Here is a 14,389-nt window from a genome sequence, read left to right as displayed (position 1 = left end):
AGGAATGCAAATGAAAAAACTGCTCCCACTTTTTATTGGACTGAGCCTGGGCGGATTCAGCCTTGCCAGCCAGGCAGAAAACCTGTTGCAGGTCTACCAGCAGGCGCGCCTTAGCAACCCCGATCTGCGTGCTTCCGCCGCTGACCGCGACGCTGCATTTGAGAAAATCAATGAAGCGCGTAGTCCTTTATTGCCGCAGTTAGGCTTGGGCGCAGATTACACTTATAACAACGGTTACCGTGACAGCAGCGGACTTCATTCCAACACGACCAGCGCATCTCTGCAATTAACTCAAACTATTTTCGATATGTCGAAATGGCGTGCGCTGTCGCTGCAGGAAAAACAAGCCGGTATTCAAGACGTCACTTATCAGGTTGCCCAGCAAGACCTGATTCTGAACAGCGCAACTGCCTATTTCAACGTGTTGAAGGCAATCGATACGCTTTCTTACACCGAAGCACAGAAACAGTCGATCTACCGCGAATTGGATCAAACCACTCAGCGCTTCAACGTAGGTTTGGTGGCAATCACTGACGTGCAAAACGCCCGTGCGCAATATGACACCGTGCTGGCTAATGAAGTCACCGCGCGTAACAACCTCGATAACGCCGTGGAATCTCTGCGCCAGATTACCGGCATGGATTATCTGTCGCTGGCTTCACTGAATATCGATCGTTTCAAAACCGCACGTCCGGACGCCGTTGCCAACCTGTTGAAAGAGTCAGAAAGCCGCAACCTGACTTTGCTGTCAGCGCGTCTGAGCCAGGACCTGGCACGTGAGCAGATTCGCTCCGCAGAAACCGGCCATATGCCGACGCTGGATTTGACCGCTTCAACCGGTATGTCCAACAGTAAATACGGCGGTAGCCGCGCTAACCAGAGCGCAGGCAGCACTGATTCAATCACCGGTTCTAACCAGGTTGGTCTGAGCTTCACCATGCCACTGTACAGCGGTGGCTCGGTCACCTCTCAGGTGAAACAGGCGCAGTACAACTATGTCGCTGCCAGCGAACAACTGGAAGGCGCACACCGTAGCGCTGTGCAGACTGTACGTTCGTCATTCAACAACGTGAATGCGTCGATCAGCAGCATTGATGCTTATAAGCAGGCTGTCGTGTCTGCGCAAAGCTCATTGGATGCGATGGAAGCTGGCTATCAGGTTGGTACCCGTACCATCGTTGATGTGCTGGATGCGACCACTACGCTGTTTAATGCCAAGCAGCAGCTTTCAGATGCACGTTACAGCTATCTGATTAACCAGCTGAATATTAAATATGCGCTGGGTACGCTGAACGAGCAGGATCTGCAGCAGCTGAACAGCACGCTAGGCAAAGAGATAACCACGACGCCAGAAGTGGTGGCGCCGGAGAATAATCAGCAAGCCGCGCGTGTGGATAACGGTCCTAAGGCGTCATCGCCTTCAGCCGCCGCACAAGCCCGTCCAGCTGCCGCGCGCAGCAGCGGAAATCCATTCGGTAATTAATTCCCTAAGGGGCCGCATGCGGCCCCTTTCGCATTCATTCGTATAGCTTCGTAAAGATCCTTTCCCCATCTGGCTTCGCGCTTCATTTTCCACCGCTCATCCCCTATCCTAAACCCACCTTTGGGCACAGGATGAAAATAATGAAACGGACGAAAAATATTCGCCATGCTGCTTTTCGTAAAAGCTGGCAGGCACGCCACTTAACGCCGGTCGCATTTGCCGTTAGCGCAGTGTTTATGCTGGCAGGCTGCGAGCAGAGTGATGAAACGGTATCGCTGTATCAAAACGCCGATGATTGTGCAAAAGCCAACCCAAGCCAGAGCGCGCAATGTACCACTGCGTATAACAACGCTCTGAAAGAAGCCGAACGCACGGCGCCAAAATATAAGACACGCGAAGATTGTGTTGCTGAGTTTGGCGAAAATCAGTGTCAGCAAACACCTGCGCAAGCGGGCGTTGGTACCACCGCTAACAATGCAGAAGCGCAGCAGAGCGGTAGCTTCTGGATGCCACTGATGGCCGGTTACATGATGGGCCGAATGATGAGTGGCGGTGCAGGCTTCGCTCAGCAGCCGCTCTTCTCACCGAAAAATCCAAACAGCCCGGCAAACGGTAAATTTGTTGATGCGGCGGGTAAAAATTACGGCAATGCTACCTCGGGCCGCACCATGAACGTGCCGAAAACGGCAATGGCGCCTAAACCGGCGACCACTTCCACCATTACTCGCGGCGGCTTTGGTGACAGCGTGGCAAAACAAAACACCATGCAGCGCAGCAGTGCCTCCGGCACGGGCAGCCGCTCGCTGGGAGGCTAAGTCGTAGCATGCAACGTATTGCCATCCCCGAACGCCCCAACTGGCGTGAAAAAGCAGCCGAGTACGGTTTTCAGTTTCATACCATGTATGGCGAGCCTTACTGGTGTGAAGATGCTTACTACCAGTTCACGCTTGCTCAGGTTGAACAGCTGGAAGAGACCACCGCCGAACTGCATCAGATGTGTTTGCAAGTGGTAGAAAAAGTGGTGAACAGCGATGCGCTGCTCACGCGTTTCTGCATTCCTAAGCACACATGGGATTTCGTGCGTGACTCGTGGAAGCTGCGCCAACCTTCGCTCTATTCGCGCCTTGATCTCGCCTGGGATGGTAAGGGTGACGCTAAGCTATTGGAAAATAACGCCGATACGCCAACCTCACTCTACGAAGCGGCATTCTTTCAATGGATCTGGCTGGAAGATCAAATCCAGGCGGGCAATCTGCCGCAGGGCAGCGATCAGTTCAATAGCCTGCAAGAAAAACTGATTGAGCGCTTCGCCACGCTACATCAGCAGAATGGTTTTAACTGGCTGCACTTCTCCTGCTGTCGCGATACCGACGAAGATCGCGCGACAGTGCAATATTTGCAAGACTGCGCGACTGAAGCCGGTATGCCGAGTGAATTTCTCTATATTGATGAGATAGGCTTGGGTGAAAGGGGCCAGTTTACTGATGTAAACGATCAGGTCATCAGTAATCTGTTTAAGCTCTATCCGTGGGAATTCATGCTTCGCGAGGTGTTCTCTACCAAGCTAGCAGATGCGGGCGTACGTTGGCTTGAACCCGCGTGGAAAAGCATTATTTCCAATAAAGCGCTGTTACCGCTGCTGTGGGAGATGTTCCCTAATCATCCCAACCTGCTGCCAGCCTATTTCGCCGATGATGAAAATGCCCCGCAGATGGACAAGTATGTGGTGAAACCGCTGTTTTCGCGCGAAGGCGCCAATATTCGCATTATTGAAAACGGGCAGGAAATCGCGCGTGCCGATGGGCCATATGGCGAAGAAGGCATGATCATCCAGCAGTTCTACCCGTTACCTAAATTTGGTGATAGCTACACCTTGATTGGTAGCTGGCTAATTGACGATCAGCCTGCCGGCATCGGTTTGCGAGAAGATCGCGCATTGATCACTCAGGATCTCTCCCGTTTCTATCCACACACCTTTATCGATTAAAGGCTGCGCCGCCCGCGATTATCGGGCGGCTGCGCTTTTTAGCCAATCTGTACCGACAGCATACTGATAGCACCCATCTCCATTCCTTCCACCGGAATCGTGATTGCCTCATCCGTAGCGCGTGCACCCAGGATATACAGCAGCGGTAAATAGTGTTCAGGCGTTGGATTGGACTGCTGCGCATCGGGATGCTGCATAAAGTTCACCAACGGATGATCTGCTGCGTCGCCCTTGAAGTTTAAATTTTCACGGACGAACTGATTAAAATTCTCTGCCCACGGATACGCGGTTTCAGCACCCTGCCAGCGCAACATACGCAGATTGTGCACCACGTTACCGCTGGCAACGATCATCACCCCTTCATCACGCAATGACGCCAACTTTTGGCCCAGCTGATAGTGCCATTCGGCAGGTTGAGTACCATCGATGCTGAGCTGCACGACCGGAATATCGGCGTCTGGATACATTTTTGCCAGCACGCCCCAGGATCCATGATCAAAGCCCCACTCCTGATCGGCATGAACAGCAATCGGCAAAAGTAAATCAATCACCTGTTGAGCCAGTTCAGGCGAACCTGGTGCTGGATAGCGCACATCAAACAATGCCTGCGGGAAACCGCCGAAGTCATGGATAGTGCGTGGATTTTTCATCGCCGTCACCGCCGTGCCGCGTGTATACCAGTGCGCTGAAACGGCAAGAATAGCGCGTGGGCGTGGCAATATCTCGCCCAGCTGCTGCCAGGCTTGGGTATAGCGATTATCTTCCAGTACGTTCATTGGGCTACCGTGGCCAAGGAAAAGCGCGGGCATGCGAGCGTGACTCATAATTAATCCTCTGACGAAGTGTTGCTTTGTTAATCGCTACGATACGCGCTTTGGCGCTGGGATTAACGCTGATAAGCGTGATGATCTTCATCAGGGAATTTGAATAAAAAATAACGCATAAAACTCAGTACTCTTTAAAAGATAAAGGAGGGACTTAAGGAACTTCGTTGAAAAAGCCGATGCAAGATTTGTCGCAATATGGTGCCAGCTCTTTTGATAAATCAGTGATATAGCTTACACGTAAGACCGAGCCAGACCGGTCTTGTTACATCCATTGAATCCTGTTTCTAAACTCCACGCGATTTTAGAAAAATGAGCAATGGAAAGTTATGTTAATTCAGGGAGCAATATTGTGTCTGGCGCTGAATATCTACCATGAAGCGCGTGGAGAGCCGATTAAAGGGCAAATCGCCGTTGGCACGGTTACCATGAATCGGGCCAACTGGGATGTCAAAGAGATCTGTCCCGTGGTGTACGCACCTAAACAGTTCTCCTGGACATCTCTAAAGAAAGATCCCTATCGTCATCCACCTAAAGAGGACAAAAGCTGGCAACGCGCCAGAAATTTGGCAAAGAAAATTGTGGAAGGGGAATTACAGGATGTAACGAAAGGAGCAACCTTTTTTCATGCCCATAGCGTTAAACCCGCATGGCGTCACTCCTTCGAACGCACGGTTGTCATTGGCAATCATGTTTTTTACGCCAGCCGTTAAGCCATAAAAAAAGAGGCCGGATATTTCATCCGGCCTCTTTCTTCTCAATCACTTCAGTTAGCTGGCCTGACGCGTTTCACGCTGACGACGATACGCAACCAGATCTTCAATAGTGACTACCGGCATATCATGTTGTTTCGCAAACACGATTGCTTCTGGCGCATGCGCCATGCTGCCGTCATCATTAGTGAGCTCGCACAGTACGCCTGCCGGCTTAAATCCAGCCAACGTTACCAGATCGATGGTGGCTTCAGTATGTCCACCACGTGATAAAACCCCGCCTTCACGCGCACGCAGCGGGAAAACATGGCCCGGTCGGTTTAAGTCCGAAGGCTTAGCGCCATCTGCAACTGCAGCACGAATAGTGGTGATGCGATCGGCGGCAGAAACGCCGGTTGTCACGCCGGTCGCGGCTTCAATCGTCACCGTAAAACCGGTGCCGTAAGCGCTGGTATTTGTTTCCACCATCATCGGTAGTTCAAGCTGCTGACGGCGTTCTTCAGTGATGCAGAGGCAAACTATACCGCTGCCGTGACGGATGGTTAATGCCATCTGTTCAACGGTCATGGTTTCTGCCGGGAAGATCATATCACCTTCGTTTTCACGATTTTCATCGTCAAGCACCATTACACCGCGGCCGTTGCGCAGCGCATTAATGGCGCGTTCTACACGCTGTTCAGGCGTGCCAAATTCAGAAAGAAGCGTCTGATTCATGGTAAAAAACCTTATAAAATATGAGTTACCAGAACCAGGGCGTGCTTAGGAGTGCGTACAAAACACATGGCAAAAACGTGACGCGGGCGAAGCCCGGCTGATGTCGTTACCCTCTCCCATCCGGACTCTAACCGTCGGCTCCGGAATTACACCGGATCTGCTGACCTTTCACTTTGCAGAGAAAGCGCTCGCGGGCTTTCAGCCGAAGCTGATTTACCGCCGGTGGGGAATTTCGCCCCGCCCTGAGAATAAGCGGGTAAACTATAACGCCAATCATCTGGTCGGGCAATCGACAAAAGTGCAAATGCTTTTGCATTTCCTGCGTTGCTGATTTCAGGTTTAACCTTTTCGTTTCAGGCATTACACTTAATACTTATTGAGTCCGAACACGCGCTGCTATCGGCCACCGTAACCAGGAAATAATCATGATCGACACGAAAAAAATTGAACAACTGGCTCGCCAGGTACATGAAGCTATGCCGAAAGGTATTCGCGATTTTGGCGACGATGTCGAAAAGAAAATCCGTCAGGTCCTGCAGGCGCAGTTGACGCGTATGGACCTGGTTAACCGTGAAGAGTTTGATGTGCAGACACAGGTTCTGCTGCGTACCCGCGAGAAATTAGCCGCACTGGAACAGCGCCTGGCGAAATTAGAGAGTGAAAGTCCTGCGGCACCAGCCCCAGCGATTATCACGCCAGATCCTGCTGGTAAAATCGATACGCCACAGTGATTTTTTGGGCGGGAGCCCTCTCCCGCCCGCTAGTCTTTAATGGCTACGAATGGTTTTAATAATGTTGCTGGTTGAGATGCCATCTTCAAAGTTGAGCACACGCACGTCGCCGCCGTTCGCCCACACTTCTTTGCTTCCCGCGATATCCTCAGGCTTGTAATCGCCACCTTTCACCAGCAAATCCGGCAGCACTTCAGCAATCAGACGTTGCGGCGTATCTTCTTCGAACAACACCACCCAATCGACCGCTTCCAAAGCACCGAGCACAATCATGCGGTTTTCCTGCGGATTGACTGGACGCGTTTCGCCTTTCAAACGTTTGGTAGAAGCATCGCTGTTAACAGCCACAATCAGTCGATCGCCCAGCTTGCGCGCATTCGCCAGATAAGAAACGTGTCCCGCATGCAGGATGTCAAACACGCCGTTGGTCATAACCACCTTTTCACCGCGCTGACGCGCATGAGCAACGGCAGTTTTCAGCTCGGCTTCGGTCATCACACCAAATCCGGTTTCCGGACGCGCATGGATCGCGTTCTCCAGCTCAACCGTGCTGACTGTTGAGGTACCCAGCTTGCCGACCACCACGCCAGCTGCAGCATTGGCGAGGAAACAGGCTTCTTCAAGGTTGTCACCCGCCGCCAGCACGGCAGCCAGCACGCCAATTACCGTATCGCCCGCACCAGTAACGTCATACACTTCCTGCGCCTGCGTTGGCAGATGCAGCGGTGCTTTGCCCGGCTGCAGCAGCGTCATGCCGTTTTCTGAACGCGTCACCAGCAGTGCGGAGAGTTCGTAATCTGCGATTAACTGCATACCACGACTAACGATTTCGTCGACGGTTTTACACTTGCCCACTACCGCTTCGAATTCAGATAAATTTGGTGTCAGCAGCGTCGCACCGCGATAACGCTCGAAATCGGTGCCTTTGGGATCAATCAATACTGGCACTTTGGCTTCACGTGCCAGCTGAATCATCGTCTGGACGCTGTTTAGCGCACCTTTGCCGTAATCAGACAGCACCAGCGCACCAATCTCAGTCAGCGATTGACGCATACGATCGTGAATCGGCTGCGGGTCAATCTGCTCAAAACCCTCTTCGAAATCGAGGCGAATGAGCTGCTGATTGCGCGACAATACGCGTAGTTTAGTGATGGTTGGATGGCTTTTTACCGCCACAAAATCGCAGTCGACATTCACCTGCTGTAAAGTTTCACTCAGCACGCGCGCGGCGTCATCGGCGCCGGTAAGGCCAATTAAGCGTGAAGCGGCACCGAGCGCAGCAATGTTCATCGCAACGTTAGCCGCTCCGCCTGGACGCTCTTCAATGGTATCCACCTTGACCACCGGCACCGGCGCTTCCGGAGAAATACGGCTGGTAGGGCCATACCAATAGCGATCTAACATGACATCGCCGACGACCAGCACAGTGGCCTTGCCAAAAGTGGGCAGTGTTACTTTCATTCCAGAGACTCCAGACTACGGTCAAAATTATGCGCGGATAATAACATATAAGCTTTGTGGCTCACCGTTCCGCGCGATCAGATTCGGCAGCGCTTAACCAACGCTGCCAGCTGTTGTTTACCACCGCTCGCTCTGCGGCAAAGGCATCAGGGGCGACATGTCCCGGCAACTCCTGCAGCGCGAGGTGATGCAGCGCATCACGCAGCGTCACGTAGGCATGCGTCAACGCCTGCGCTTCCTCTTCCGGCATAATGTTATGCCGTGCCATCAGTTCAAAAATACGCACGTTATCGGACCAGCGCGTTAACGCCGGTTGCTCGGCGGCGTAGCCTAAGACAAGGTATTGCGCGATGAATTCAATATCAGTGATACCGCCCTCATCGGTCTTAATTTCCCAGCGGCCTTTATGTTTGTTACTGAGATGGGAACGCATTTTTTCGCGCATTTCGCGCACTTCTGTTTGCAACACGCCCGCCTCACGCGGCAGGCATAGAATGCCCCGTCGGATATCGTCAAAGCGTTCACACAGCGCGGGTTCGCCGAACACGATACGCGCACGCACCAACGCCTGATGCTCCCAGGTCCAGGCTTCGCTGCGCTGATACTCATCGAAGGCAGCAAAGGTACTCACCAGCATGCCTGCGGCACCTGAAGGACGCAGGCGCGCATCAACTTCATACAAAATGCCGGACGACGTTCGCGTACTAAATAGATGCATTACACGCTGCGCCAGGCGCAGGTAGAACTGCCGGCCATCAATAATGCGTTCACCATCGGTTTCAGCATCATCCGGACAGTCGTGCAGGAACACCAAATCGAGATCCGAGCTATACCCCAGCTCCCAGCCACCGAGTTTGCCGTAACCGACAACCGCAAAACCGCGCTCGCTATCGCTGGTGAGATGCGATGGACGACCATAACGCTGCACCATCATTTGCCAGGCTTGCTGCACCACCGACTCGATAATCGCCTCAGCCAGCCAGGTTAAGTGATCGCTCACTTTCATTACCGGTAAAGTTTCAGCAATATCGGCAGCGGCGATGCGCAGATGCTGCGCCTGTTTGAACTGGCGCAAAGCTTCCAGCTGTTGCTCTTCATCATCGGTGGGAATACGCAGCAGATACTGACGCAGCTCGTCGCGGTATGCATCGGTAGCGGTGGGTTGATAGAGCGTGGCAGGATCAAGCAACTCGTCGAGCAAGAGCGGATAGCGCGCCAGCTGGCTGGCAACCATCGGCGATGCAGCGCACAGGCGAATCAGATGACGCAGTGCGCCATGGTATTCGGTGAGCAGCTCAAGATAGGTACTGCGCGTCAGCACCCCCAGCAACAGCGGTGTCAGTCGGTTCAGCAGGACATCCGCATCATCCCGTGGGCAGACTTCACTGAGCAGACGCGGCATTAGCTGATCGAGCGCCAGACGACCACGTGGGCCGATAGTGCGACGGCTAACATCCTGGCGGAAATTGTTAAGCGCATGGTAAAGCGCATGACGTTGCGCATCCGCTAACTGCGGTACGACGGGGATGAGATCGCTCTCTTCCAGCGCGTCCTGCCATAGGCCAGCAAATTCGGCCAACTGTGGCTGATCGTCCACATCCGGTGCATCGTCACCAATCAGCTCATCAAAAATAGCGCGCACGCCTGCCATTTGCTGCTCGAGCTGCGCCATTAATGCGTCCCAATCTGCCGCGCCCATTGCCCAGGCTAAACGCTGACGATCGAGTTCATTCTCCGGCAGCGTTTGGGTTTGCTCGTCATTAATACTTTGCAGCAGGTTTTCCAGCCGACGCAGGAACAGATAGGCTGCGCGCAGATGATCAACCTGCTGCTGGCTTAACAGAGACAGCTCGCCGATAGCTTTTAGCGTAGGCAGCAAGGAGCGCAGTTGTAGTGAGCGCTCACGTCCGCCTCGAATCAGTTGAAACACCTGCACGATGAATTCCGTTTCGCGAATGCCGCCAGCACCGAGCTTGATGTTGTCTTTCAGTCCACGCCGACGCACTTCGCGTGCAATCATACCTTTCATATTACGCAACGACTGAATCACGCTGAAATCGATGTAACGTCGATAGACAAAAGGACGCAGCATTTGCTGCAACTCCTGGCTCCAATGACCGTGATCGTCGCCCATCAGCCGCGCTTTAACCATGGCATAACGTTCCCAGTCGCGACCTTGCTCCTGGTAATAATCTTCCAGTGCAGCAAAGCTCAGCACCAGCGGACCGCTGTCGCCGAAGGGACGTAGCCGCATATCAACGCGGTAGACAAATCCATCCACGGTTGGCTGATCCAATACCTTAATGAGCCGCTGCCCCATGCGCGTAAAGAATTGCGCATTATCGAGCTCGCGCCGACCGCCCTGCGTCACGCCGTTTTCCGGCCAGGCAAAAATCAGATCGATATCAGATGAGAAGTTAAGCTCGCAGCCGCCGAGTTTACCCATGCCAAGAATCAGCATTGGCTGGGCTTCACCGGCAGCATTGCAAGGCGTACCGAAATCACGGCTGCAATCCTGCCAAACCCAATCGCGCGCCGCGGCGATGAGAATCTCCGCCAGCGAGCTCAGTTGTTGCAAACTCTGTTCGGTGCTGGATTGCTGCAGCGCCTGCATCCAGGCGATTCGCACCAGCATATGACGGCGGAACAATCGCAGTTCACGCATCAGGGAGGTTTCATTATCAACAGATTGCAACGCATCGCTCAGCCAGCGGGCGTAATGCTGCCACTCATCCGGCGCAGGGGCTTGTTGCTGCAGATGCTGCCACCATTCGGGATGCTGCTGCAGGTTATCAAGGATAAAGTCACTAAAGGCCAGCGCACCTGCCTGCTCTGGCGTGAACGCTGAGGGCGGCAAATTAAGTCTCTCTGCCACATTAGCTAACTGCGCCTGCATTAGCGCCGGTAACGGTAACAACATCTTCTCTCCCTGATTGGATTTTTCGTTAGCGTTTTGTTCCGCTGTTGAGCCAGAACGGCGTGGTTTTAATTGCCAGATTAACCAGCTGAATCAAACCGTGATTTTGCTTGATGCGAATAGCATGCTGCAGCTCCAGCCAGCCTTCCAGCCAACTGTTTACCTCTTCAGCTGGATAAGCACCCGCCAGCAAGTTCACCGCCAGCAGCTGGCGATTCAAACGTGTGGCTTTATCCTGGAATTCACTAAAGAGTTGCACGTCGACGAATGTTTCTCTGAGATCGGCCGCAATACGGCTCAGCATAATGTCGCTAAAACGTTTGAACGATCCCTGCAGCTTGCTTTTGCTCTTGTCATCGAGCCAGCGTTGCCATTGTGACTCAACGAGCCAGTGAGTAAGCGCTAACTGAGCTTCAACGGAGATGGATGAGAAGCATGCGGCCTCGGCATTTATCTCTTCGTCGGCCAGCAGCTCTTCCTGACGGGTTAATTGCTGTCGCAGATCGCTGCTCGCCTTGCGCGGCACCAATGCACCGAATAGCGAGAATGCCTGGCGCAGCGTTTCCAGCGCTTCAACCACCGACGCTTTAGCTTCTTTATTGCCGCGCAGCCACACTTCCTCATGATATTGCCAATGATTCAGTGCAGCGGTCATGGCATTAATCATGCCCTGCTCTACCGAAGCCTTGGCGGCAATCTTCTGCAGCGGAAGTGGACGACGTGGACGTGGCAGGTTGCCCTGTGCCAGTTGATAACCGCGTGCTGCTTTACTCAGGCTGCCGAGACGTAATCCCCCCATGGCGATGAGCGCTTCGGCAAATTTCAATATATCTGCGCGCTGACCGCTTTTGAGCTCCAGCTCGACTTCATAAAGCGGCTCACTGAACTCACCCGCTGTTACTGCGCCGCGGTCAAACGCGACCTCAATTTCACTGTCGCCAAACTGCACCAGCCAGGCTTCACGCTGGAAGTGTGTGCTGAACAGTGGTTCCAGCCGCGATTGCAGCAGGGCGACATCGGTGCCCTGTGGCCAGATCTCTGCCGGCAGGCGCGCAATATCCAGCTGCGGCTCAGTGATATCGACGTTGTATTCCGGACGTTGATGCAGACCGCCAACGGTCTTACCGGCGGCTTTTAACGTCATCTCATAGCGTTGGTCAATACCCCGAATACGCAGACCCATATCCCAGCGACGCAATTGGTTATCGTCGGTTTCATAATAGATGTTGGTCAGATCGCGCGCGGCGACGTGCTGATGTGGCCAGGCGGCAAGCTTTTCAGCCAGTTTTTCGGCGGCTTGCGGTGTGGCAATGAACTTTAATTCGATTTCAATGGTCATAATTTTTTATTCAATACGCTGCTGGCACTTACGAGTTTAATCTGGCGAAGAGTAATGCACCGGAAGCCCGCTGTCTCCGCTTTCTTGTGCTTTTACGACCCTTTTCGCACCAGATTGAGACCAGGATAGTTCTCATTCAGATTTATGAGAAGCGTCTCCAGACTGTGCCGGTAATTTTACGCCATTAAGAAAAAACGACATCGAATGAAAAAAATCACACTTGCTGCCCTTTCTTTGCTGGCTTTCAGCGCCATCACACCTGCTCATGCTGCTGACGAAAAGCGTTACATCTCCGATGAATTATCCACTTGGGTGCGCAGCGGTCCGGGCGATCAATATCGCCTGATCGGCAAGCTGAACGCCGGAGAGGAAGTGACCTTGCTGCAAACCAACAACGACTCGCAATATGGCCAGATTCGTGATGCAGAAGGCAAAACTAACTGGATCCCACTGTCACAGCTGAGCGCCAATCCCAGCCTGCGCACTCGCGTGCCGCAGCTGGAGCAGCAGGTCAAAGACCTGACAGCTAAGCTGGCGAACATTGATAACAGCTGGAATCAGCGCACTTCTGAGATGCAGAACAAAGTCGCCAATAGCGACGGCACCATTGATGGCCTGAAAGCTGAGAATCAAAAGCTGAAAAACGAGCTGATTGTCGCGCAGAAGAAAGTCAGTGCCGCCAATGTGCAGTTGGATGACAAACAGCGCACCATCATCATGCAGTGGTTTATGTATGGTGGCGGCGTGCTGGGCGTTGGTCTGCTGCTGGGTCTGTTGCTGCCGCACATGGTGCCGCGCCGCAAGAAAAACGATCGCTGGATGAACTAATACTCCACGCAGATTTGTTCTTTTATTTGAGGGGATCGTAAGATGCCCTTTTTGGCGTGCCCGATTTTTAGCCAAAGTATGCAACAATAAAGTAACAAGCGTGTTGAGCACGCAATTTCTGATTTGCCTCTGGAGTGGTTGAGTGAAGACGTTTCTGGTCGGTGGCGCAGTGCGCGATGCCTTACTGCGTTTGCCGGTAAAAGATAAAGATTGGGTCGTGGTGGGCGCTACGCCCGATACGATGCTGGCTGAAGGTTATCAGCAGGTTGGGCGGGATTTTCCGGTTTTCCTGCATCCGCGTAGCCGTGAAGAGTATGCGTTGGCACGTACCGAGCGCAAAAGCGGTAACGGTTACACCGGGTTTGTGACCCAATTCGCGCCAGATGTCACGCTGGAGCAAGATTTACAGCGCCGCGATCTCACTATCAACGCCATCGCACAAAGCGACAGCGGCGAACTCATCGATCCTTATGGTGGCCAACGCGATTTAGCTCAACGCCTGCTGCGCCATGTTTCCGCCGCCTTCAATGAAGATCCGCTGCGTGTATTACGCGTGGCGCGTTTTGCCGCCCGCTTTGCCCACCTTAATTTCCGCATTGCAGATGAAACTCAGGCGCTAATGCGTGAAATGGCCAGCAGTGGCGAACTGGCGCATCTCACCGCCGAACGCGTGTGGAAAGAGACGGAAAAAGCGCTGCTGACGCGTAATCCACAGGTCTATTTCCAGGTGCTGCGTGATTGCGGTGCGCTGCAGGTGCTGTTCCCGGAAATCGATAATCTGTACGGCATTCCAGCACCGATTAAGTGGCATCCCGAAATTGATACTGGCGTGCATGCGCTGATGACGCTCACCCTCTCGGCTGCGCTTTCCGATCAACTTGACGTGCGTTTCGCCACGCTATTCCACGATATTGGCAAAGCGCTAACGCCTCCAGAAAAATGGCCGAGTCATCATGGTCATGGCCTGGCGGGTGTACCGCTGGTTGAAGCGCTGTGCCAGCGCCTGCGTGTGCCCAATCAGGTGCGTGATTTAGCGTTAGTGGTAACCGAATTTCACGATGTGGTGCACACCATTGAGCGCCAGCCAGCTGAGGCGCTGATCGCGTTGTTTGATCGTATTGATGCATGGCGCAAGCCCGATCGTGTGGAAAAGATGGCGCTGACCAGTGAAGCCGATGCGCGCGGTCGCGCAGGTCTGGAAAGTATGGCTTATCCGCAAGGTGACTATTTACGTCAGGCGTTTACGCTGGCGCAAGCCGTGCCAACCAAAGATGTGGTGGCCGCAGGCTTTAAAGGGGCAGAAGTGCGGGAAGAGTTAACGCGTCGACGTGTTGCGATGCTGCAAGCGGAGTTGATTAACACGCGGCCAGCTTAACTGGCCGCGTGTTACGC

At 53.4% G+C, this 14,389-nt stretch carries 12 protein-coding genes and 1 riboswitch; of the genes, 7 read left to right on the top strand and 5 right to left on the bottom strand.

All coding sequences use genetic code 11. The annotated features are described in order from the left end of the window. The first annotated feature begins 10 nt into the window (after positions 1 to 10). From tolC to AC790_RS00660, 3 genes are all read left to right on the top strand, one after another. Positions 11 to 1,483, top strand: coding sequence for an outer membrane channel protein TolC (gene tolC, locus AC790_RS00670; protein WP_009127681.1), 1,473 nt, complete (start codon positions 11 to 13; stop codon positions 1,481 to 1,483). A 140-nt stretch (positions 1,484 to 1,623) separates the two neighbouring features. Then, the gene (locus tag AC790_RS00665) at positions 1,624 to 2,298 is read left to right on the top strand and encodes a DUF1190 family protein (RefSeq protein WP_009127679.1); all 675 of its coding nucleotides are present in this window, start codon (positions 1,624 to 1,626) and stop codon (positions 2,296 to 2,298) included. 8 nt (positions 2,299 to 2,306) lie between these two features. Continuing rightward, the gene (locus AC790_RS00660; protein WP_049850616.1) at positions 2,307 to 3,470 is read left to right on the top strand and encodes a glutathionylspermidine synthase family protein; all 1,164 of its coding nucleotides are present in this window, start codon (positions 2,307 to 2,309) and stop codon (positions 3,468 to 3,470) included. A gap of 38 nt (positions 3,471 to 3,508) precedes the next feature. On the opposite strand, the gene ygiD is transcribed toward AC790_RS00660, so the two are convergent. Then, the gene (gene ygiD / locus AC790_RS00655) at positions 3,509 to 4,294 is read right to left on the bottom strand and encodes a 4,5-DOPA dioxygenase extradiol (protein ID WP_049850615.1); all 786 of its coding nucleotides are present in this window, start codon (positions 4,292 to 4,294) and stop codon (positions 3,509 to 3,511) included. Between the two features lie 329 nt (positions 4,295 to 4,623). Here ygiD and AC790_RS00650 point away from each other — a divergent pair, with 329 nt between their 5' ends. Then, a complete protein-coding gene (locus tag AC790_RS00650; protein ID WP_009127672.1) occupies positions 4,624 to 5,007 on the top strand; it encodes a cell wall hydrolase in 384 nt (127 codons plus the stop codon). A 57-nt stretch (positions 5,008 to 5,064) separates the two neighbouring features. Here the strand turns inward: AC790_RS00650 and ribB are convergent, their stop codons facing one another. Further along, on the bottom strand, positions 5,065 to 5,721 hold the full coding sequence (ribB, locus tag AC790_RS00645; protein ID WP_049850614.1) for a 3,4-dihydroxy-2-butanone-4-phosphate synthase: 657 nt from the start codon (positions 5,719 to 5,721) through the stop codon (positions 5,065 to 5,067). 104 nt (positions 5,722 to 5,825) lie between these two features. Further along, a riboswitch (FMN riboswitch) is annotated at positions 5,826 to 5,975 on the bottom strand. A gap of 171 nt (positions 5,976 to 6,146) precedes the next feature. On the opposite strand from ribB, the gene AC790_RS00640 reads away from it, so the two are divergent. Continuing rightward, on the top strand, positions 6,147 to 6,452 hold the full coding sequence (locus AC790_RS00640; protein WP_008103418.1) for an accessory factor UbiK family protein: 306 nt from the start codon (positions 6,147 to 6,149) through the stop codon (positions 6,450 to 6,452). Positions 6,453 to 6,488: 36 nt separating this feature from the next. On the opposite strand, the gene hldE is transcribed toward AC790_RS00640, so the two are convergent. The 3 genes from hldE to AC790_RS00625 form a co-directional block, all read right to left on the bottom strand. Further along, the gene (gene hldE, locus AC790_RS00635) at positions 6,489 to 7,913 is read right to left on the bottom strand and encodes a bifunctional D-glycero-beta-D-manno-heptose-7-phosphate kinase/D-glycero-beta-D-manno-heptose 1-phosphate adenylyltransferase HldE (protein WP_009127668.1); all 1,425 of its coding nucleotides are present in this window, start codon (positions 7,911 to 7,913) and stop codon (positions 6,489 to 6,491) included. A 61-nt stretch (positions 7,914 to 7,974) separates the two neighbouring features. Next, complete coding sequence (gene glnE, locus AC790_RS00630) at positions 7,975 to 10,833, bottom strand: bifunctional [glutamate--ammonia ligase]-adenylyl-L-tyrosine phosphorylase/[glutamate--ammonia-ligase] adenylyltransferase (protein ID WP_049850613.1); 2,859 nt, start codon at positions 10,831 to 10,833, stop codon at positions 7,975 to 7,977. Between the two features lie 25 nt (positions 10,834 to 10,858). Beyond that, entirely contained in the window at positions 10,859 to 12,169 is a 1,311-nt protein-coding gene (locus AC790_RS00625) for an inorganic triphosphatase (RefSeq protein ID WP_049850612.1), read from the bottom strand. A 204-nt stretch (positions 12,170 to 12,373) separates the two neighbouring features. Between AC790_RS00625 and AC790_RS00620 the strand changes: the two genes are divergently transcribed. Both AC790_RS00620 and AC790_RS00615 read left to right on the top strand, forming a co-directional pair. Further along, complete coding sequence (locus tag AC790_RS00620; protein ID WP_008103426.1) at positions 12,374 to 12,997, top strand: TIGR04211 family SH3 domain-containing protein; 624 nt, start codon at positions 12,374 to 12,376, stop codon at positions 12,995 to 12,997. 142 nt (positions 12,998 to 13,139) lie between these two features. After that, a complete protein-coding gene (locus AC790_RS00615) occupies positions 13,140 to 14,372 on the top strand; it encodes a multifunctional CCA addition/repair protein (RefSeq protein WP_049850611.1) in 1,233 nt (410 codons plus the stop codon). The last annotated feature ends 17 nt before the right edge of the window (positions 14,373 to 14,389 follow it).

The organism is Pantoea sp. RIT-PI-b (assembly GCF_001187905.1).
Taxonomy (GTDB): domain Bacteria; phylum Pseudomonadota; class Gammaproteobacteria; order Enterobacterales; family Enterobacteriaceae; genus Pantoea; species Pantoea nemavictus.
The sequence above is the reverse complement of the archived record's forward strand: the minus strand, read 5'-3'. Positions and strand labels throughout refer to the sequence as shown.

Excerpts from the sequence above, each read along its gene's own strand:
- tolC (WP_009127681.1), top strand. The coding sequence starts at position 11 with ATGAAAAAACTGCTCCCACTTTTTATTGGACTGAGCCTGGGCGGATTC.
- AC790_RS00665 (WP_009127679.1), top strand. The coding sequence starts at position 1,624 with ATGAAACGGACGAAAAATATTCGCCATGCTGCTTTTCGTAAAAGCTGG.
- AC790_RS00660 (WP_049850616.1), top strand. The coding sequence starts at position 2,307 with ATGCAACGTATTGCCATCCCCGAACGCCCCAACTGGCGTGAAAAAGCA.
- ygiD (WP_049850615.1), bottom strand. The coding sequence starts at position 4,294 with ATGAGTCACGCTCGCATGCCCGCGCTTTTCCTTGGCCACGGTAGCCCA.
- AC790_RS00650 (WP_009127672.1), top strand. The coding sequence starts at position 4,624 with ATGTTAATTCAGGGAGCAATATTGTGTCTGGCGCTGAATATCTACCAT.
- ribB (WP_049850614.1), bottom strand. The coding sequence starts at position 5,721 with ATGAATCAGACGCTTCTTTCTGAATTTGGCACGCCTGAACAGCGTGTA.
- AC790_RS00640 (WP_008103418.1), top strand. The coding sequence starts at position 6,147 with ATGATCGACACGAAAAAAATTGAACAACTGGCTCGCCAGGTACATGAA.
- hldE (WP_009127668.1), bottom strand. The coding sequence starts at position 7,913 with ATGAAAGTAACACTGCCCACTTTTGGCAAGGCCACTGTGCTGGTCGTC.
- glnE (WP_049850613.1), bottom strand. The coding sequence starts at position 10,833 with ATGTTGTTACCGTTACCGGCGCTAATGCAGGCGCAGTTAGCTAATGTG.
- AC790_RS00625 (WP_049850612.1), bottom strand. The coding sequence starts at position 12,169 with ATGACCATTGAAATCGAATTAAAGTTCATTGCCACACCGCAAGCCGCC.
- AC790_RS00620 (WP_008103426.1), top strand. The coding sequence starts at position 12,374 with ATGAAAAAAATCACACTTGCTGCCCTTTCTTTGCTGGCTTTCAGCGCC.